This is a genomic window from Phycisphaerales bacterium AB-hyl4 (assembly GCA_041821185.1).
Lineage (GTDB): Bacteria > Planctomycetota > Phycisphaerae > Phycisphaerales > Phycisphaeraceae > Natronomicrosphaera > Natronomicrosphaera hydrolytica.
On record JBGUBD010000002.1, the window covers coordinates 478058 to 498857 of the forward strand.

Annotated in this window: 16 protein-coding genes; 12 read left to right on the forward strand and 4 right to left on the reverse strand. The window is 60.9% G+C overall.

From position 1 onward, the window contains the following. Positions 1 to 30 precede the first annotated feature (30 nt). The 3 genes from rplI (at position 31) to ACERK3_04540 (ending at position 3310) form a co-directional block, all read left to right on the forward strand. Entirely contained in the window at positions 31 to 591 is a 561-nt protein-coding gene (gene rplI, locus ACERK3_04530) for a 50S ribosomal protein L9 (GenBank protein MFA9477557.1), read from the forward strand. Positions 592 to 1586: 995 nt separating this feature from the next. Continuing rightward, entirely contained in the window at positions 1587 to 2843 is a 1257-nt protein-coding gene (locus ACERK3_04535; protein MFA9477558.1) for an ammonium transporter, read from the forward strand. Between the two features lie 128 nt (positions 2844 to 2971). After that, entirely contained in the window at positions 2972 to 3310 is a 339-nt protein-coding gene (locus ACERK3_04540) for a P-II family nitrogen regulator (GenBank protein MFA9477559.1), read from the forward strand. A 274-nt stretch (positions 3311 to 3584) separates the two neighbouring features. Here ACERK3_04540 and recA read toward each other — a convergent pair whose 3' ends face one another. Then, a complete protein-coding gene (gene recA / locus ACERK3_04545; GenBank protein MFA9477560.1) occupies positions 3585 to 4661 on the reverse strand; it encodes a recombinase RecA in 1077 nt (358 codons plus the stop codon). A 322-nt stretch (positions 4662 to 4983) separates the two neighbouring features. On the opposite strand from recA, the gene ACERK3_04550 reads away from it, so the two are divergent. From ACERK3_04550 to ACERK3_04570, 5 genes are all read left to right on the forward strand, one after another. After that, positions 4984 to 6390, forward strand: coding sequence for a PhoPQ-activated pathogenicity-related family protein (locus tag ACERK3_04550; protein MFA9477561.1), 1407 nt, complete (start codon positions 4984 to 4986; stop codon positions 6388 to 6390). Between the two features lie 175 nt (positions 6391 to 6565). Continuing rightward, positions 6566 to 7597: a DUF4056 domain-containing protein gene (locus ACERK3_04555; protein ID MFA9477562.1), complete on the forward strand. Its 1032-nt coding sequence runs from the start codon at positions 6566 to 6568 to the stop codon at positions 7595 to 7597. Positions 7598 to 7646: 49 nt separating this feature from the next. After that, positions 7647 to 8222 carry a hypothetical protein gene (locus ACERK3_04560; GenBank protein ID MFA9477563.1) on the forward strand — a complete coding sequence of 192 codons (576 nt, stop codon included), beginning with the start codon at positions 7647 to 7649 and terminating at the stop codon, positions 8220 to 8222. Positions 8223 to 8361: 139 nt separating this feature from the next. After that, the gene (locus ACERK3_04565; protein ID MFA9477564.1) at positions 8362 to 11373 is read left to right on the forward strand and encodes a proline dehydrogenase family protein; all 3012 of its coding nucleotides are present in this window, start codon (positions 8362 to 8364) and stop codon (positions 11371 to 11373) included. Between the two features lie 103 nt (positions 11374 to 11476). Continuing rightward, positions 11477 to 12694: an acetylxylan esterase gene (locus ACERK3_04570; protein ID MFA9477565.1), complete on the forward strand. Its 1218-nt coding sequence runs from the start codon at positions 11477 to 11479 to the stop codon at positions 12692 to 12694. Positions 12695 to 12699: 5 nt separating this feature from the next. Here the strand turns inward: ACERK3_04570 and ACERK3_04575 are convergent, their stop codons facing one another. Together ACERK3_04575 and ACERK3_04580 are read right to left on the reverse strand one after the other, a co-directional pair. After that, the gene (locus tag ACERK3_04575; GenBank protein MFA9477566.1) at positions 12700 to 13122 is read right to left on the reverse strand and encodes a secondary thiamine-phosphate synthase enzyme YjbQ; all 423 of its coding nucleotides are present in this window, start codon (positions 13120 to 13122) and stop codon (positions 12700 to 12702) included. 111 nt (positions 13123 to 13233) lie between these two features. Beyond that, positions 13234 to 15132: an FAD-dependent oxidoreductase gene (locus ACERK3_04580; protein ID MFA9477567.1), complete on the reverse strand. Its 1899-nt coding sequence runs from the start codon at positions 15130 to 15132 to the stop codon at positions 13234 to 13236. A gap of 123 nt (positions 15133 to 15255) precedes the next feature. Between ACERK3_04580 and ACERK3_04585 the strand changes: the two genes are divergently transcribed. The 4 genes from ACERK3_04585 to ACERK3_04600 all read left to right on the forward strand — a co-directional run bounded on the left by ACERK3_04585 (position 15256) and on the right by ACERK3_04600 (position 20018). Beyond that, the gene (locus ACERK3_04585) at positions 15256 to 16089 is read left to right on the forward strand and encodes a helix-turn-helix domain-containing protein (GenBank protein MFA9477568.1); all 834 of its coding nucleotides are present in this window, start codon (positions 15256 to 15258) and stop codon (positions 16087 to 16089) included. Between the two features lie 101 nt (positions 16090 to 16190). Further along, positions 16191 to 16724 (forward strand): PH domain-containing protein, encoded by a 534-nt coding sequence (locus ACERK3_04590; GenBank protein MFA9477569.1) that lies wholly within the window; start codon positions 16191 to 16193, stop codon positions 16722 to 16724. A 245-nt stretch (positions 16725 to 16969) separates the two neighbouring features. After that, positions 16970 to 17617, forward strand: a complete 648-nt coding sequence (locus ACERK3_04595) for a hypothetical protein (GenBank protein ID MFA9477570.1) — start codon at positions 16970 to 16972, stop codon at positions 17615 to 17617. Next, positions 17610 to 20018, forward strand: coding sequence for a putative bifunctional diguanylate cyclase/phosphodiesterase (locus ACERK3_04600; GenBank protein MFA9477571.1), 2409 nt, complete (start codon positions 17610 to 17612; stop codon positions 20016 to 20018). Before ACERK3_04595 ends, ACERK3_04600 begins: the two co-directional genes overlap by 8 nt. A 225-nt stretch (positions 20019 to 20243) precedes the next feature. On the opposite strand, the gene ACERK3_04605 is transcribed toward ACERK3_04600, so the two are convergent. Then, positions 20244 to 20711 (reverse strand): hypothetical protein, encoded by a 468-nt coding sequence (locus ACERK3_04605; protein ID MFA9477572.1) that lies wholly within the window; start codon positions 20709 to 20711, stop codon positions 20244 to 20246. Between the last annotated feature and the right edge of the window lie 89 nt (positions 20712 to 20800).

The window sequence follows — 20800 nt, forward strand, 5'->3', positions numbered from 1 at the left end:
ACTTCAACAATCGCGAAAGCGAAGGACAACATGAAACAGATCGAACTTCTGCTTCTGGACAACGTGGACAACCTCGGCATCGTCGGCGACGTGGTCAAGGTTCGACCCGGCTATGCCCGTAACTTCCTCGTGCCGCGCGGTCTGGCGACCACGCCCACGCCCGGCTCGATCGAACGGCTCGCCGAGCGCCGCGCCGTGGTTGAGGCGGAGATGAAGGCCATCCGCTCCGCCCAGCAGGAAATGATCGGCAAGCTCGAAGAGCACGAAATCACCATGGAGCGCTCTGCCAACGAGCAGGGTGTGCTGTTTGGTGGCGTGTCGCAGCATGACATCGCCGAGGCGCTGCGAGCCGACGGCTTCAGTGTCGAGGACCGCTGGGTCCGCATCGGCCAGCAGATCAAGCGGCTGGACTCGTATCAGATCCCCGTCGTGATCGACAAGGAACTGAAAACCGAGGTCAAGCTCTGGGTTGTCTCTGACAAGCCGGCGGAGGAGCTGGAGGCCGAGGGCGACGCGGGCGAGGGTGACGAGGTGGCAGCGGAGTCGGCCGACGAGTCGGCGTCCGGCGGCTACCACGGCCGAGACGACTAATCGCTCGCGATTGAGCGACATGCAGCCGCGATAAGCGGTTTGTAGCCAATCAATCATCTGAGATAAACGGCTCGCCTTCCATGTGTGTCCAGCGTCAACCAGGCGCGGGCGTGCATGGAAGGCGAGCTTTTTTTATGCCCAGATTTTGGCCGACATTCATCCCCACTTGACTCGCCGGTGACGTGTGAAGGCACGCGTCGATAATGAAACTGCATAATTAGAAGGCTGGGTTGTGAAGTCCTGCGCGTAAAGAAGGCAGCGATTCTAGCTACTGCTAAATCCTTCATTATTTTATCTCCAGGTCGGTTTAAGTCATATCTCCCTGTTTTAAAGCTGTTTAGAAATGATTTCGCCTGTTGCGGAAGCGATCTCGCGTGCGTTCGGCACGGTGGCGTGTGGGGCTGGTACGGCCATTGCCATATAGGGAGGTGTCCGCGGTTGATGGTCGGGAACGACCCGGCTGCGGGCCGGAGGGGAAAGACGCGATCGGCTGGCGATGTCGTCGGCTGGGCGGAGAAAAACCCCCAGGGTGGGCCGAACGAGCGTTACTCGGGCGGCGGGAGTTGCGAGCTATGGACATCGCTCAGTCGATCGCGTTGGTTTACTTAAGGCAGGCCACCCCCACGGCGTTCGTGGGGGCATCCAGGCGGACGTCCCGTTGGGGCGTTCGCCTGTTTCATTGGTTGCTTCAGGAGAAGTCGGAGGGGCGAGGCCCGGTGAGGCAGGCACGGCGTCATGAACCGCTGCCTGTGTCGCCCGGCCTGGCGTCTGTCGGGTTCTGCTGAGGCGGCTATCGGAGGATCGGCAGTTCGATGCTGTCGGACATTCAGTCAACACTGTCTCACAAACCGTTTCACACTAAGGAGTCATTCATGGTCGGAAGAAAAATTATGTTCAGTCTGGGACTGAGCCTCGCGGTGGTCGCGATGCTCGCAGTCGCAGCTCCGGTTTTGGCCGAGGACGGCGCGGATGTCGCCGCCGAGGTCGAAGAAGGCATCTCCAGCGAGATGTTTACGGTCAATAACCTGTGGATCATGTTGGCAGGCTGCATGGTCTTCATGATGCACCTGGGTTTCGCGTCGCTGGAAAGCGGCCTCACGCGAGCCAAAAACACGGTGAACATCCTGTTCAAGAACACGATGATCATCTGTATCGGCATTCTCAGCTATTGCGTCATCGGCTTCTCGCTGATGTACCCGGACGCGTGGGGCCTCGACGGCATCCTCGGCTGGGCGGGCATCGGTCTCGACCCCGGCGCGGACGGCCAGACGTCGGCCTACGACGACGGCTTCACCTACTACACCGACTTCTTCTTTCAGGCGATGTTCGCCGCGACCGCCGCGACGATTGTCTCCGGTGCGGTGGCTGAGCGGATCAAGCTCCTGCCGTTCCTGGTCTATATCACGCTGATTGTTTCGATCAGCTATCCGATCACCGGCTCGTGGGTGTGGGGCGGCGGCTGGTTGGACGAGATGGGCTTCATCGACTTTGCCGGCTCGACGCTGGTGCACTCGGTCGGCGGCTGGGCCGCTCTCGCGGCAGTCATCGTGCTCGGCCCGCGTCTGGGCAAGTACGCCAAGGATGGCACGGTCAACCCGATCCCGGGCCACAGCCTGCCGCTGGCGTGCATCGGTGTGTTCCTGCTGTGGTTCGGCTGGTTCGGCTTCAACGGTGGCTCGGTGCTGACGGCTGACGCAGACGAAGTATCGCTGGTGCTGACCACTACGGCGCTGTCGGCGGCGGCAGGCGGTATCGCCGCGGCGCTGGTCGCCTTCTTCGTGACCAAGAGTGCCGACCTGACGATGGCGCTGAACGGCATCCTCGGCGGCCTGGTCGCCATCACCGCCAGTGCGGATCTTCAGTCGCCTTTGACAGCGATCGCGATCGGCCTGATCGGTGGCGGCATTGTGGTCTTCTCCGTGCTCGCGTTCGACCGCATCCGCATTGACGACCCGGTGGGCGCAATCAGCGTGCACGGCATCGTTGGTATCTGGGGCACGCTCGCTCCGGGCATCTTTGGCGCCGAGGCCGGCGTGGGTCAACTCGGCACGCAGGCGGTGGGCATCCTGGCGATCGGGGCGTTCACGCTGGTGTTCGCCTTCATCGCCGCCTTCGCGGTCAAGGCTCTGATGGGCTTCCGCGTCGATGCCAGCGAGGAAATCGAAGGTCTGGACCTCGGCGAACATGAAATGTCCGCCTACCCGGACTTCCAGCGCGTTTACATCAAGAGCTACCACGCTCGCGAGATCTGATCGCGGGGTACGGGTGCGGGAGTCAGGGAACGGTGGAAGCCTTCTCTGATCACCGCCCGCCTCAATCCCTGTTTCCTGTTCCCTGAACTTTGAATCCAGTCGCGAAGCGACAAAAAGGAATAAACACCATGCACATGATCGAAGCGATCATCAAACCGTCCGCATTGGACGATGTGAAAGCGAAGTTGGCCAGTCTCGGCGTTCTCGGTTGTACCGCTGTGGAATGCAAAGGCTTCGGCAAGCAGAAAGGCCACACCGAACGCTACCGTGGCGGCCGAATGGACGTGGGCTTCGTGCCCAAGGTGCTGCTGAAGGTCGCGGTCAAGAGTGAGGATCTCGACAAGGCGCTGGACGCCATCGTCGAGGCGGCCCGCACCGGCAGCGTGGGCGACGGCAAGCTGTTCGTCTACGAACTGGGCAAGGTCGTTCGGATCCGCACGGGCGAATCCGACAACGATGCTTTGTGACCAACTCTCACTTGTTCGATGCTTCCCTCTTTGAGGGAGGACAGAGGCCCGACGGCGCTCCACCCGCGTCGTCGGGCTTTTTTGTCTGGATCGATGGCGCGTCTGCCCGCTGCCAAATGCAAACAAGCACGAATGACGACCGGCTGTCGGTCTGTCATTCGTGCTTGTTTGTTTCTTCACGGACCCAGGCTTTGTTCGTTGTCATGCCAGCGGATGTCGTTGCGCGTTTGATGGTGCAACGGCGTCACCGCATGGCAGGTGTCATATCGACGGATTACTCGTCGGCTTCCGCTTCTTCGTCGGTGGCTTCGTGCACGGGGGCGGTGGGGCCGCCGGGGGCGATGCCCTTGGCTTCAAACACCTTGGCCTTGATCTCTTCCGCGACTTCGGGATTGTCCTTGAGGAACTGCTTGGCGTTTTCGCGTCCCTGACCGAGGCGGACTTCGCCGAAGCTGAACCATGCGCCGGACTTCTGGACGACTTCTTCATTGACGCCGAGGTCGACCAGGTCGCCGGTGGCGCTGATGCCTTCGTTGAACATGATGTCAAACTCGGCATCGCGGAACGGCGGGGCGATCTTGTTCTTGACCACGCGGGCGCGGGTGCGGTTGCCTACGGCCTGGTCGCTGTCCTTGATTGAGCCAGTGCGTCGGATATCGATGCGGACGGATGCGTAGAACTTGAGCGCCCGTCCACCGGGGGTGGTTTCGGGATTGCCGAACATCACGCCGATCTTTTCGCGGATCTGGTTGATGAAGATCACGCTGGTCTTGGAGCGGTTGATGGCGCCGGTGAGCTTGCGGAGGGCCTGGCTCATCAGTCGTGCCTGGAGGCCGACGTGGCTATCGCCCATCTCGCCTTCGATTTCAGCGCGGGGGATCAGGGCGGCGACGGAGTCGACGACGATGACGTCGACGGCGTTGGAGCGAACGAGCAGTTCGCAGATTTCCAGCGCCTGTTCGCCGGTGTCCGGCTGGGAGACGAGCAGGTCTTCGAGGTTGACGCCGAGACGTCGGGCCCAGGAGGGGTCGAGGGCGTGCTCGGCGTCGATGAAGGCCGCGACGCCGCCGGCTTTCTGGGCGTTGGCGATCACGTGGAGGGTGAGGGTGGTTTTGCCGGAGCTTTCCGGGCCGAACACTTCGATGACGCGTCCGCGGGGGATGCCGCGTCCGCCGAGGGCGAGGTCGAGGCTGATCGTGCCGGTGGAGATGCCGGGCGGGACCTGACTGATGTCATCGTCGAGGCGCATGATCGAGCCTTTGCCGAAGGCTCGCTCGATCTGGCCGAGTGCGCGGTCGAGTGCCTGCTGTCGGCCGGTATCGGTGTTGCTGGCGGTGGTGGATTTGGCCATGGCGGCTCCTCGGGTGGATTTTCCATTCGGGGTCGTGCGTGCGGTTGAGAGGACCATGATAGCGGCTCCTGCGGGGGTTCCGTTGTTTGGTGTTTGATCGGATTCTGTAGAATAGTCGTTGTTCGGTTTATGTCAAGGTTCTGCGCATTGAATTTAAGCCTCCACACTGACGGCATTGCGTCACTGCATTCGGATCTGGCGGGGCAGGCGGGAAAATTCTTTGACGATGTGCGAGGGTTATGCGTCCCGGCGGTGAAGTAATATGGAAGCCGTCCTGTCGGTTGCCAGCTCATTGCCGCCACGTTGAACAAAGGGACTCACCTTGAAACAATCTTCTCGCTTCGCCGGTATTGGTTTGGGAGTCGTTGCATGCCTGTTGTGCCTGGCAAGCCTCGCGTTAGCGCCGCTGGCCGAGGCCCGGGCGGACGATCCGACGCAGGCATTGGTCGACTACGTTGCCCTCGAGGACGACAGCTTTGAATGGCATGTACGTCAGCGGACACGGCTGGGCAATTGCGACGCAGTGGAGTTGACGATGACCTCGCAGACATGGCGGGGCATGACGTGGCAGCATCGGCTGTTTCTGATCGTGCCGGACAATATCGCGGACGACGCGGACGCGTTGCTGGTGATCGAGGGCGGTCGGTGGAGCGACAGCGACGCCGAGCCGTTGGCGGAAGGCGCCCCGCCGGCCTACCCGCGAGAAGCGACGATGCTGGCGACCTTCGCGCAACAGTTGCGTGCGCCGGTGGCGATTCTGTTGAACGTGCCACGGCAGCCGATCTTCAACGGTCGGCGGGAAGACCAGGCGATTGCTTACACCTTTGATCATTACCTGAACACAGGCGAGCAGGATTGGCCGCTGTTGCTGCCGATGGTCAAGAGCGCGGTGCGGGGGATGGATGCGGTGCAGGCGTTCGCGAAGGAAGATCGGGGGTTGCAGATCGATCAGTTCACCGTGACCGGCGCGTCGAAGCGTGGTTGGACAGCGTGGCTGGCCGGGGCGGTGGATGATCGAGTGATGGCGCTGGCGCCGATGGTGATCGACATGCTCAACATCAACGAGCAGTTTCCGCATCAGGTTGAGTCGTGGGGCGTGTTTTCGCCGCGGATTGATGACTATACGAAGATCGATCTGGCCAATCGCATCATGACGCCGCGCGGTCAGGAACTGCGTCAGATTGTTGATCCGCATGCGTACCTCGATCGACTGACGCAGCCGAAGATGGTGCTGCTGGGTACGAACGACGGCTACTGGACGCTCGATGCGCTGAACCTTTACTGGGACGATCTGGAGGGGGAGAAATTCATCGTATACGTGCCTAATGCGGATCACGATCTGTCGATGGACTGGCAGCGCATACTTGGTGGCTTGCAGGCATTGCACCGTCACGCGGTGGGCGAGCAGGCGTTGCCGGAACTGCAATGGTCGTACGCATCTACGACGGAAGGGGTGACGTTGTCAATCGAGCCGGGCGAGTCGGTGTCGCGCGTTCGGCTGTGGTCGGCGACCGCGGATAGCCGAGACTTCCGCAAGGCACGCTGGACCAGCCGAAATCTCGCTGCGGACGATGACGGTCACTACATCGCTGAAGTGGAGACGCCAGAGCAAGGCTACCTGGCGGTCTACGCAGAGTTGACGTATCCGCGTCAGTTGCTTCCGCTGCACCTGGCGACAACCATTCGCATGTTGCCATCCGGCGATGAAGCATCGGTCGACGCGAATTGAGCTGACGTTGCGGTTGCTTTCGACCCAGGTACCTTGCTACAACTGAATACCGTGCTCTTCGGCGGGCAGGCCGAAAGCGCGGGCCAAGGCCCGCGGCTAAATAAGAGCGGCGGCGTGTCCTCGGATGGGGGCATTGGGGGGCAATTGGGCGAAAGGCATAAGCGGACGGTTTCACATGCGGTGGGTGATTCTCTCGATCGGCCTGATCATTTGTGCAAGCACGGGCTGTGGTGGGCCGCAGACGCCGCCGATGCGCATGGGCACGTTGCCGTACCCCAGTCCGTTTTATACGACAGCCGATCCGGAGGATCTGGGCGGGCATCGCTATGGGGGGCTGAGTTTTAACGAGGCCGGCCGGGGGCTGATCTACAGCGAGCGTGGGGGCTTTATCGACCTGGCGCATATTCGGATCATCGCCGACTGGACCTGGTTTTACTATCAGCGACTGCATGACGCGATTGAAAACGAAACGCAGCAGGTGACCCTTCCGATGAACAAGGGCTCGCGGCTGGACGTGATGTTTCACTACCCGGACGACTGGGGCCAGCTTGCTTGCGATGAACAGGCGGAGCTAACGCACAAGCTTGCGCTGCGCATCAGCAAAGAGTTGGCGTGGATTCTGGGCGCGTGGCATGAAATCGCGACATGGTTCGGCTACAGCCGATTCGTGATCGGCTCGGAGGCGGCGTCGGCGTTCACGCATGACGACACATTTTCCCACCTGGTTGCATTGCGTGCGGTAGGCCGGGCGATCAACGATGATGAGCGATCGTATAACGAGGCCATGACGATTGCGATCGAGCATGAAATGGAATACTGGCAGGCGGTATCGCCGGAGCAGACGCAGGCAGCGGTCGAAGAGGTACGCGGGCGATGGTGGGAGCGTGGGGGTGTGAAGCGTCGTTACCTGGTGTTGAGTTTGAATGGCGAGCCGCAGCGTCCCTGGCTTATCCCGGATGAGCCGGGCGAGCCGGGTCGGCTTGGCGAGTCGTATATGGTTCCCCGGCTGGACGCGATCGACGAGGGGCGGTATTGCGGGTTCTATACAGTTCAGATCAGGCCGTTTATTCTGGAGGCGTCGCAGATCCGTCGGGCTGCGGGGATCGAGTCGGGGCCGGTGAAGCCGTTCGAGCATTTTCCCGACATCATGGAAGCGATTCGCAAGGAGTTGATTGAACGATATGGCCCTGACGCCGACCAACCATGAATGCGGTCGGCGTGGAAGATCGTCACATGTCTGCATGGCGGGGGCTTGGATGCTGTTGTGGCTGGTCGGCGTGGCAGGCGGGTGCACGACGGTCGTCGTGGCGCCGTCGGGGGTGAGCGATCCGGTGGATGTTTTGTTGATCGACCACGGCCGAAGCACGAGCCTGATCTTGCCACTGGATGATGAACAGCAGCAGGTCGTGCGATATGCATATGGCGAGTATCGCTACTACGCACAAGCGCGGCGGCATCCGCCCGGCGCGTTGCGGGCGCTGTTCCTGCCCACCGAAGCGACTTTGGGCCGGCGGATCATGCCCGGGCCGGTCGACGGACAGCAGGTTCGCGAGCATCTGGTCGTGCCGGTCAGACATGTCTATCTGATCCAGGTTGAACGCGAGGCGGTGCATCAGTTGCGTGATGAACTGGAGAAGTTGTTTCGCGAACACGATGGCGAGGCGATTGACAATGCGATTGTGGATCTCACGTTTATCCGCCGGCCGGGGCCTTACACTTTGTTGAGCAACTCGAACCATACGGTCAGTGGCTGGCTGACAACGCTTGGCTGTAATGTGCGAAGGCAGTCGGTCTTGTCGCGATGGCGGGTGGATCAGCCGCTTCAACGCTGAGCGATGGTAACTGAGGCGGTGAGCGGCCGGTCGGCGGTGCGTCGATCGTGCCCGATTCAAGGCCTAGAATGGCAGGTCGACGGGCCAGACGTCATAAACAGACCGGAACCATGCCATGCTTGGTTTTCGTAAACGTCGAATGAAGCAACAGGGGGAGGGGGCGCTGCATGTCGATGCTGCGGGGCTGTCGTTGGAGGCCGTCGCGACGGCGATCGGGCGAGAAATGCTCGATCACATGCAAGCGCATCAGCAGGGCATGATGGCGGCGTCGTTCTGGTCCGACAAAATGATGGACTGGGCGACGAAGGACCCGGCGTTCAAGACGCAGTTGTTTCGCTTTGTGGATGTGTTTCCCGTGCTTGGCACGCCGGAGGCGGTGCGCCAGCATGTGGATGAATACCTGCGGGCGCCGGGTGTACGGATGCCGCCGGGGTTGTCCGCCGGGCTGAAGGCGGGGGCACTGCTGCCGGGCACGTTGACGCGGACGATTACGGGGCAGATCGAGCAGATGGCGAGGATGTTCATCGCGGGCGAGGATGCCGCGGCGGCGCTGCCTTACTTGCGTAAGCGATGGGACGAAGGCGTTGCCTTCAGCCTGGATCTGCTGGGGGAAGCGTGCGTGAGTGATGTGGAGGCAGCGGTCTATCAGCAGCGTTACCTAGCGTTGATCGAGACGTTGTCGGAGGCGTCGCGCGATTGGCCGGGCAATACACTGCTGGAACGCGATCACCGCGGGCCGGTGCCGCGTGTGAACGTGTCGTTGAAAATTTCGTCGCTGCATCCGCGTATCGATCCGGCGGACCATGATCGCACGATCGCGCAATTGCTCGATCGGCTTGAGCCGATCCTCGAGCGGGCGGTTGAGCGTGGCGTGTTGATCAACTTCGACATGGAGCAGCATGCGCTGAAGGACCTGACGCTGGATCTTTTCATGGCCGCGGCCGAGCGTTGGCCGTTTCATGCCGGCGTAGTGTTGCAGGCATATCTGCGCTCCGCCGAGTCTGATGCGAAGCGGCTGATCGAGTGGACGCGCAAGGCCGAGCGGTTGGTGACGGTTCGGCTGGTGAAGGGGGCGTACTGGGACTACGAGCTTGCGCACGCGCAGCAGCACGGTTGGCCGATGCCAGTGTGGACCGACAAACGGCAGACGGACGCGTGCTTCGAGCGGATGACGCAGCGGTTGATTGACGCGACGCCGCGCGAGGCTGGTGCGCCAGGGACGCTGCTGGCGGTGGGTTCGCATAACGTGCGTTCGGTGGTGGCGGCGCTGGCGCAGTTGCGGAAGGCGGGCTTGCCGACGGAGGCGGTTGAGTTGCAGATGCTGCGCGGCATGGCGGACCCGATTAAGGCGGCGGCACATGAAATGGGGCTGCGCGTACGGGAATATGTGCCCATCGGCGAACTTGTTCCCGGCATGGCTTACCTGGTTCGCAGACTGCTGGAGAACACGTCGAACCAGTCGTGGCTGCTGGGCCAGGCGAGCGGGAAGATGAACGTAGAGCAGTTGCTCGCCGCGCCCGCACCGCCTGAGCCGGATGAGGTGGCGATCAATGAGACGACGCTCAACGGTGCGTCGGTGCATGCGCTGAGCCCGCGCGATGATGCGGTGGGGGATGGCGAGGCGTTTACGAACGAGCCGCCTCGCGACTTTTCGGTGGCGGCGAAACGGGAAGCGTTTGCGCGAGCGATTGCGGATTTGGACGACATCGCGCCGCCTGCGGAGGTGTCGGCCGAGGAAGCGACAGCAGCGGTGGGGGTGGTGCGGTCGGCGTTTGATGCGTGGGCCGATCGGCCGGTGCGCGAGCGCGCCAACTTGCTTATTAAGGCCGCGGACCTGATGCGTCGCGATCGCGATGCGCTGTCGGCGTTGGTCATTCGCGAGTCGGGTAAGCCGTGGCGATCCGCCGACGCGGACGTGTGCGAAGCGATCGACTTCCTCGAATATTACGCAAGGCAGGCAGTGGGGCTGTTTGATCAGCGTCGGCTGGGTCGATACATCGCCGAGCACAACCACGTTTTTCATCGTCCGCGGGGTGTGGCGGTGGTGATCAGTCCGTGGAACTTTCCGTTGGCGATCTGCACGGGCATGACGTCAGCATCACTGGTGACGGGCAACACCGCTATCGTCAAGCCGGCGGAACAGACACCTCGCCTGGCCCGCGCGATGGTCGATCGGCTGCATGCCGCCGGCGTGCCGGAAGACGTGGTGCAACTTATGCCCGGCCGGGGTGAGACGGTCGGCGCGACGCTCGCAGACGACCCGCGAGTGGCGTTGATTGCTTTTACCGGATCGAGACAGGTGGGAGTGGAGTTGATGCGCGTCGCTGCAAAAGTTACGCCGGGCCAGCATCACACTAAGCGGCTGATCTGTGAGATGGGCGGGAAGAACGCGATTATTGTTGACGCGTCGGCGGACCCGGACCTGGCTGTGCTGGAGGTGCGCGACGCGGCCTTCGGCTATAGCGGGCAAAAGTGCAGTGCGTGCAGTCGAGTGATTGTGGTGGGGGGGCGGCCGAGCGATGGCGAACGATTTGTCGAACGGCTGATCGAGTCGACGCGAGCGCTGGTGGTGGGCGACCCGCGCGAGCCGAGCACGGACGTCGGCCCGGTGATCGACGACGAAGCGGCTGAAAAGATCAACGCATACATCGACATCGGCAAGCAGGAGGCACGCCTTGCGTACGCCGGTGACGTTCCGGTGGGATTGGCGGCGAAGGTGGGCAAGCCGTTTGTCGCGCCGCATATCTTCACCGAGGTGCAGCCTGAACATCGCATTGCTCGCGAGGAGATCTTCGGCCCCGTGCTGACAGTGTTGCAGGCGAAGGATATCGACGAAGCGATCGAAATCGCCAACGCATCGGAGTACAAACTCACGGGCGCGATCATCAGCCGAACGCCCAGCCACCTGGCCAAAGCCCGGCATCGCTTTGCGGTTGGCAACCTTTACCTGAATCGGGGCAGCACGGGTTCGCTCGTTGGCAGGCAGCCGTTCGGCGGGTTCGGGCTGTCGGGGGTTGGCGAAAAGGCAGGCGGCGATGCATACCTGCGTCAGTTCGTCAATTCCACCGTGTGTACTGAAAACGCATTACGCAGCGGTTTCTCGCCAGACGTGTTCGACCTGCTGGGCGAAGGCGAATCGCAGCACCGTTGACTCGAAGCAGGCTTCTCGAAGCTGCTATACTGCGAACCATACAATTGTGACATACCCATAAATTTTCGTAACATCGCCGATGCGGCCGCGCGGAAGCTACACTATGCCAAGTCTCGAAGCGAACTACAACGAAACGCAAGTGCCCGCGTACGAACTGCCCGATCTGTTGCGATTTGAAAACGGTGAACTGGCACAAACACCTGACGACTGGCGTCGTCGTCGAAGCGAGTTGCTCGCCTTGTTCCGCTCGCAAGTGTACGGCCAAGCCCCGCCTCGACCAGCCAACATGCGAGCCGAGGTCTACGAATCATCGGCCGACGCGCTTGACGGCCTGGCAGTGCGCAGGCAGATTCGCCTTCATTTTGACGTTCCCGAAATCACGCCGCTTGAACTGCTGATTTACCTGCCCGCGCATGTCGAGGGACCGACGCCGATGTTCGCCGGGCTGAACTTCTTTGGCAATCATACGGTGCAGGATGACCCGGCTATCACGCTCTCATCGCGATGGATGCGGGCGTCTGATCCCTATGCGGTCGTCAATCATCGTGCAACCGAAGCGTCGCGTGGCAAGGCGGCGTCGCGATGGCCTGTCCGAGAAATCGTGGGGCGCGGCTACGGGGTGGCGACCATGTACTACGGCGACCTTGCGCCGGACAACGCCGACTTCTATCGTGATGGCGTACAGGGGTTGTTCGCTCCGGATCGGACGGGCCTGCCCGGTGCGGAAGAGGCGGGCGCGATCGGCATCTGGGCGTGGGGACTGCAACGTATACTCGACTACCTGGAAACGGACGAGCAAGCTGATGCCACGCGCGTCACGGCGGTCGGCCACTCGCGTCTGGGCAAGGCGGCCGTATGGGCGGCGGCGCAGGATGAGCGGTTTGCAATGGCGATTTCCAACAACTCCGGCTGCACCGGCGCGGCGCTGAGTCGCCGATGCTTTGGTGAGACGGTGGGCATTATCAACGAGAAATTTCCGCATTGGTTTTGCGGCAACTACAAGCGTTACAGCGGTCGCGAGAATGCGCTGCCGCTTGATCAGCATATGTTCCTTGCGCTGCTCGCCCCTCGTCCGATCTATGTGGCCAGTGCGGATGAAGATCTTTGGGCGGACCCGCTCGGTGAGTTTCTCGCATTGAAGGCGGCCGAGCCGGTGTATCACCTGCTTGGGATGGGCGGTTTGTCAGCCGAGGCGATGCCGCCGATCGGCGAGCCGGTGCATGGCGTGCAGTCGTACCATATCCGCCAGGGGACGCATGGGATCACGTCCGAAGACTGGGCGTATTACCTTGATCACGCCGACCGGTTTCTCGTTTCGTAGTGAGGTCATTCGCCAATGATTTTGACGAGCACGCGTTTGGGGCGGCGGCCGTCAAACTCGCCGTAGAAGATCTGCTCCCACGGGCCGAAGTCGAGTTTGCCTTTCGTGATCGCCACCACCACTTCGCGTCCCATGATCTGCCGTTTCATGTGTGCGTCGGCGTTGTCTTCACCAGTCCGGTTGTGAGCGTATCGCTGCGGTGACGCGTCGAATGGCGCGAGTTGCTCCAGCCACTTTTTGTAGTCGTCATGCAGGCCAGGCTCGTTGTCGTTGATGAAGACGCTGGCGGTGATGTGCATGGCATTGACGAGAAGCAGGCCTTCCTGCACGCCACTTTGGGTGACGAGGTGTTCGATATCGGAAGTGATGTTGACGAAGCCCATCCGGGCCGACACGTTGAAGGTCAGGTATTCGGTGGTGGATTTCATTTTGGCAACTCGATGTTGAAGCGTTGAATAACCGCGGGCCTGAGTGAATCGCCTGCCGAGTGTAACCGCCGGCGAGTGTTTTTCCACCGGTATGTCTCGGCCGAGGCTTCGTTAAGCGCTGTGACTGAACTTGCTCGTCGGATCTTCCATGCCCGACTCCGGCGGAGCGAGATGCTCCGCGGGGGTGCTCGCCACCACTTCCGCGAATCGCGGGCCCTCGGGCACGGTTGGCGGCACGGTATCGCTATGTGTCATCGGTTCGAATGCAAACACGCGCACCGCCTCGTCGCCCCACGTCTGCTCGGGTACAAATCGCAAGCCCTGCGTCTGGATGTTCAACGGCAGGCGGACGAGTCGGCTGTAGTTGTTCGACTCTCGATGAATCACCTGCCACTGACCGTCGCTGTCGACCGCTTCGAGACGATACTGCCGAACCAGCGACGAAGGCACGGCAGAACGATCGCCACGCTGCGGATAGCTGCATGGCATGCGCTTGTCGTTTTGCAGATTGCTGTCAAAAGTGAATCGCGCGCCGCCGACCGCGACGGGCTGTGCCCAGCGGTATTCGATTGCGCTGCCGATAGGGCCAGCCCATGCGTGGGACTGGCCCTTGCGGTCACGGTCGAGGCCGTCGTGCAGATGTTGCGCGTTGTTGCCGTCGGCGTGCAACTCGGCTTGCCGGGCCAGATCGCTGACCGGGCGTGAAATGGCCGGTAGCCAAGCATCGTCGTTCATGAGTTTTTGCTGCAATTCGTCGAGGTGGGCGCTGTGGATGTCGCGCGGGTTGCAGTGGTGCTTGTGGCAGAGTGCAGCGGCGGTGCCGGCGGCCTGACCGATGATGGCGCAGGTGGCCATGACGCGCGTGGATGAGAGCGCTGCGTGGGTGACGCTGATGTTCCGCCCGGCGCAGAGCAGGTTGCTGACGTTGCGTGAATAGAGGCTGCGGTAGGGGATGCCGTAGGGCGACGGGGCCGGGTGGAACACGGTGGGCTTGCCGGGGTAGAGGATGGCGGCGGGGTGGTGGTCGTCCATCGGCCAGCCGCCGAAGGCGATCGTGTCGGCAAAGCGGCCGCCGTCGCGGATGTCATTTTGCGTGAGGATGTGATCGCCAAGGTAGCGACGGTTTTCTCGTTTACCCGGCAGTGAGCCGACCCATTCCAGACCCCAGCACTCGGCCTTGTCGCGCTCGGGAGCGCGGTTCTTGATGTAGTCCCACACGCCCCAACAGATCTTCATCAGTTCATCACGGATGCGCTCGGCGTCTTTGATCGTGTCATCCAGACCGCCAACTTCGATCCACCAGAAGTTGTGTCCGTTGAGCCCGTGCATGCGGTGGGGCATGTCGTCGGGGCTTTCGAATTTGTAAGCCCACTTCGGTGCGATGAACGGCTGCGGCTCGTCCGTGCGACGGATCTGAATCAGCAGCGAGTTGCCCATCGTCTTGCCGTCGGCGACGGAAGGCTCGATGTCTTCGTCGAACTCGTGTCGGGCCTCACGGCCGGCCCGCGTGTCGGCGCCGGTGAGCGGCGCGAGAATACTGTCGCCTGAGCAGTCGATGAACTGTTTTGCGTGGATGGTGAAGCGGGTCTGGCTGGTGAGTTGCCAGGCGTCGATGGATTCGATTGTGGTCTGGTCGCCGTGCTTGGTGACACATGCGTCGAGGCAGGAGGTGTTCAGCAGCGTGGTCAGGTTGGTTTGAAAGAAGGCCTTTTCGTAGAGGACGGTGTCCCAGATGTTGTAGTGGCCGGCGGGGTTGCGGTAGGCGTTTTCGAGTTGAATCTCTTCGAGGATGCCGGTTTCTTTGTTGTGGTCGCCGCGTGCACCGCAGATCCACATGCGGATTTCGCTGGACGCGTTGCCGCCGAGGACGGCGCGGTCGTGAACGAGGATGGTTGTCGCACCATGGCGGGCCGAGGCGATGGCGGCACAAAGGCCGGCCATCCCGCCGCCGACGACGCAGACGTCACATTCGAGCGTTCCGTGGTGCAATCCGGTTGTATTTGTGCTCATTGTGCAGACTTTCGGTTTCGTGTCGGGAGGCGGGCTCTTGATCCGTATTGGATGTGCCTATATTGACGGTGGAATCGCGATTTGGGAATGGCCCGGCTTGCTCTTTGCTTGTACTATTTTGATATGGCCAAGCTTCCCGCGACCCGCATCAACCATCCCTGCGGCCGACTTGTGACCGGCGTGGGGTGGGGCCGAAGTCGGGAGAATTCGCTGAACCTGCGCGATTATGAGTTGTGGTTCGTGTGGCGTGGGGCGGGGTGGATGGCGACGCGCACCCAGCGATTCGAACTGCGGCCGGGCTTTTGTGCATGGATGCGACCGGGCGGCATCTACGATGCCGGCTCGGACGATCGCAATCCGCTGGGGTTTACCTACATTCATTTTGCCGGTCGCTTCGCGCAGCCGCCGCCTGAGTTTTTCCACGTCTCCGACGTCAGCTACATGGATGCGGCGACCCGCCGGATCGTTGAAGGCGTCGTGCCCGCGCCGCCGACGCGCTGGGGTGAACCGGCGGACGCGCCGCCTGCGGCCGAGGCGCTGTTGCAAGCGGTGCTGCTGGACCTGATGCACTCGTCCGAGGTGGCTGACGTTCGCCGCGATGACCATTCATTGCGAGCGCGCGTCGAGGAACTTGCGGTCGTGCTGCGCGACCATCCGGAGCATCCGCTTGATGTTGCGGGCGCGGCTCGACGGGCGGGGGTGAGCCTTTCTCATTTTTCACGAGAGTTTCGCCGTGTGATCGGCCTGAGTCCGCAGCAGTACCGGCTTCGCACGCGATTGAGTCACGCCCAGCACCTGCTCGCCGAGTCGGGGCTGACGGTCACCCAGATCGCCGAGATGCTTGGCTACCGCGACCTATTCTTCTTTTCCAAGCAATTCACGCGACACTTAGGTGTGAGTCCGACCGCCTATCGAAATTCGCTGCAGCACCTTGGCGTTCCGATCGTGCGTCATTAACGTGCGATTCATAGCGAAACGCACAGCGTACGTCGGCCTAAGCTTTCGCCTGGACGTGTCCACATCTATCATGCTCTCGTCAGCCAACGCCGGAGCGAACCATGAATCAGATCGACACGCATGATCCTCGCGCACCGAAAGCCAGCGACGCCCCCGAAGAGGAGGTGTTCTATTGCGCGAACCCGGCCATGTTTCGGGCGCGTCCCATCTGGTTCAGCCTGGGTGTGCTGGGCATCGTTGGCGGGGTGGCGGGCGCCGCGTTTGCGATGCAACTCGAAGGGGATCTGCGACTGGCCGGGCTGGCGGTGGGGCTTGGCATGAGCGCGATTGCCATGCTCGCGATGGCCTGGTGGTGGCTGCAGACGCGGCGGACGACGTTCATCGTTACCAGTTCACGCACCCGCCTTCGCCGTGGGCTGTTGTCCGTGCATATCACCGAGGTGTGGCATCGTCATGTGCGCAACGTCCAACTAACGCAGACGGTATGGGAGCGCATCGTCGGCGTGGGCACGCTGAGCATTGCCAGCGCCGGCAAAGCTGGGTGGGACGTCCAGGTCAGCGGACTGCCACGGATCTACAAGGCCAAGGAAACCATCGACCAATACCGCCTGGCAATGAGCCAGGAATCCGATTGAACGCGGCCGACTGGCGGCGTGGTCGTAGGGGCAGCCTCTCCCTTTCTGTCAAGCATACATCTTGGTTTGACCGCCGATCGGCAGGCGCGTTTTCAGGGTGCCTATTAATTGCTTCGGTCATCGAACCGATGCTATACCCCGGCGACGACACATTTCAGCCGGTGCGGGGGTGGCCGGAATTGTGCGCAATAGATTTAGCTGTAGACATTTAACAGTTGTCAGCATCAATAAATCGGTCAGCATGTATGACGCAACCGTTGCAAAACTGGGTGACATGGAGCGTTGGCCTGTGGCTTGTGCTGGTGGGCGTGGGGCTGTTTTCCATCTGGCACTACAGCAACACCCCGGGGGAGACGAGGGCGGCCACTGCTGACTGGTCGCCGAACGCTCAGGATCTGCTCGATTCTGATCGCCCGACCCTTGTCGTGTTCATCCACCCGCGATGTCCCTGTTCTCGGGCCACCTTTTCAGAGTTGGAACGGCTACAGGCTCAGCGACCAGGCACGTTCACCACGCGCATCCTCTTTTACAAACCTGTTGACGCCGACTCGAACTGGCGAAAGACCGACCTGTGGGAGCGTGCCCGCCGCATGCCCGACACCACCTTTCACGTCGACAGCGATGGCCGCCTGGCCCGCCAAGCCGGGGCGACCACGTCCGGCATGGTCGCGATGTACAGCCCCAACGCCCGACGGCTTTTCGCCGGTGGCATCACGCCAGCCCGAGGCCACGAAGGTGCAAACCTTGGCACGCAATCCATTCTCGCTCATCTTGACGGCCAGGCCGTAGCCCAATCCGCTCGCGTCTTCGGCTGTCCGCTGTTGTCACCTGATCAGCAGGCGTGTGACATTTCACCTGAAGTCTGTGTCGAACATGGGATCTGCCATGAATAACACCTCTGATACCTTTCTATACAAGCAACTTCGACTTCAATCGCACCGCCAGACCGACCTGATGTTCGGCGGCCTGTTGGTATTGCAACTGTTCGCCGCGGTACTCATCGCCATTACGGTTTCGCCACGCACATGGATCGGTTCGAGCAGCCATGTGCATCTGCACGTCTGGTCGGCGCTCGGTATGGGGCTGCTGCTGACCATTCTGCCGTTGGTGCTGATCATTTTCCGGCGCGGGGAGCCGGTCACGCGGTACACCATCGCCATCGCTCAAATGCTCTACTCCGCCCTGTTGATTCATCTCATGGGCGGCCGTATTGAAACGCATTTTCATGTGTTCGGCTCGCTGGCGTTCCTCGCGTTTTACCGCGATTGGCGTGTGCTTGTCCCAGCCACCATTGTTGTCAGCTTCGAACATCTGGTGCGCGGCATCTACTGGCCCGAATCCGTTTTCGGCGTACTGTCCTCTACACCCTGGCGGGCGCTCGAACATGCGATGTGGGTCATCTTTATCGACTTCTTCCTTGTTATCAGTTGTATTCAGGGCGACCGCGAATGGCGACGTATCGCCGCCTCCCACGCTCAGGTGGAAAACGCCCGCGCCAGCGTTGAAGTGCAGGTCAAGCAACGCACCGCCGAACTCCGTGAAAGTGAACAGCGATACGCGCTGGCCGTCCGTGGATCGCGCGATGGCCTGTGGGATTGGGACCTGCACGCCAATCAGGTGTACTACGCCTCGCGGTGGAAGCAGTTGCTCGGCTGTGACGAAGACGAGGTCAGCGACTCGCCTCGCGAGTGGACTGAACGCATTATCTCGGCCGACCTGCCCGCTTTCGACAAGGCCATCGTTTCTCTGACCGAAGGCGAAACAGAAGCGATCGACATTGAACTGAGTATGGATCATGCCGACGGTTCGATTCGTCATATGCGCTGCCGAGCCGCGGCCGTGATCCCAGAGGGGCACACCAAGGCTGTGCGCATCGCTGGTTCGCTTTCTGACATTACCGATTTGAAGCGGGCGCAGGAAGAGCTTCGTCGGCTGGCCCAGCATGACCGGCTCACGGGCCTGCCCAACCGTCAACTGTTCACCGACCGTGTGCAGCGTGCAATTCTCTATGGGAAACAAAGCGGGTCGCTTTTTGCTGTGCTGTTTCTCGACTTTGATCGCTTTAAGGTCATCAACGACAGCCTCGGACACGAAGCTGGCGACGAACTGTTAAAGGGCATTGCCCAACGGCTTACCTCCAGTCTGGCGAAGGGCGACGTCGCAGCGCGTTTTGGGGGTGACGAGTTCGCTCTGCTCATGCACGTCCGAACGCAACAAGACGCCATCGATCAGACGGAACAGCTACTTAAACAACTGGCTGAGCCGCACGACGTTGCCGGGCACGAATTGGTCTCGACGGCAAGCATCGGTGTGACGATCTGGAGCATCGGATATGAAGATGCCTCCGAAATGCTTCGAGACGCAGACGCCGCCATGTACGTCGCCAAGCAGAACGGCAAGTCACAGCAGCGACTCTTCGATACGCACATGCACAACAAGGCCAAGCAACGTCTCACGATGGAAGAGGATCTCCGCCGTGCGATCAAGTCGAAGTCGCTCACACTCGAGTACCAGCCAATCATTTCATTGCAGGATGGCTCCATCCGTGGCGCTGAAGCCTTGGCACGCTGGAACCACGACGAGCGTGGCATGATCTCGCCTGACGAATTCATCGGCATCGCGGAAGAAACCGGGCTGATTATCCCGATCGGTGAACATTTCATCCGCGAAGCCTGCGAACAGGTCAAACGATGGAACCAGATCAACACGCGACCGCTTTATGTGAACGTTAACCTCGCACAGCGCCAGTTGATTTATCCCGGTTTGGTTACCGTCATCAAACAGATACTCAATGAAGTTGGCGTCGACGCCAACCTGCTTCGATTGGAACTGAGCGAGAGCGCTGTGATGGCAGAACGCCACGACACGATCACGGTCATGCAGGAGATTCGCGACGCTGGGATTCGCCTCGCCATGGACGACTTCGGTACAGGCCACTCTTCTCTGAGTAGTTTGCATCGTTACCCACTGGATATCCTCAAGGTGGACCGCAGTTTCGTGCAGAATATGATGCGCCGCCACAAGTTTGCCGGCGTCATGCAGGCCATTGTCACCCTTGCTCACAATCTTGAACTCGAAGTCGTTGGGGAAGGGCTCGAAACGCCCGAGCAGGTCGCCATGCTCCAAAGCATGGATTGTGACCTCGGGCAAGGCTACATCTTCGCCCGGCCAATGCCCGGCGATGAATTTATCAAGCTGTTGTCACAGTCTGGAATGGACCATACAGGGGGTGGGCGACTGGCGGGTGTATCCTCAAATGGTCGGTTTGGGAATGATCTGGCCCACCATAAATAGTCGTCCCTGAAAACCCACTGTTTTCCCGATTCGTGCGAATCGCACGTTGCTGAAGCGGTGGGGGAGGGATTCGAAAATCCGTTAAAAGCCTTTACGATAGCGCCAATGCGGTTTTTTAAAGGGTTTAGTACAGGGTTTTGTACGCCGCTTCTGGCGTTTCGTACAGGCAATGGAACACGACGTGGTTCCAATGGAGCCGTCAGGAGTCGAACCCCTCTACCGTGACTATCGCGGGAACTGCCGCCATTCTGGATATCCAAAGCCTTCCATGCTGGTTCTAATCCGTTCCTGACGTTCTGTTAAGTGTCGCTGCGTTCGCTGGGGGGTGACGAATCCACCATTGTCCCTGAAACGGTTTCGGCAGGTTCGGCACACCCAGTTGCCGATACGCTTTGATTTGCGGATTTGCCTAACCCGGTAAGACCGGTAGCAATTCGGGCAATAGCGTTTAGCTGCGTCCTTACGATGGGTGATAATCTGCCCGCCGCTCAGTTCGCGTTGTTCCTCAAATCGCAGATAACGGGCACCCCAGCGTTTCACCGCCCAACGCCGGGACTTCGGCACAGTCTTAACGCACCATCGACAACCTCGGTACAGTCCATAGATACCGCCGATGATGGTTCCACATGCGCCAATGATGGCAGCGATGACAATAAGCCATTGAAAGGGTTCGGGCAGGCTGCCGATGTCCATGCACAGATTCTACCCGATTCGCTCATTCTTCCGGGTCTGGCGACCGATACGGCCAGGGCGCGACCGTCGCTCATGGTCAGGTTGTACGG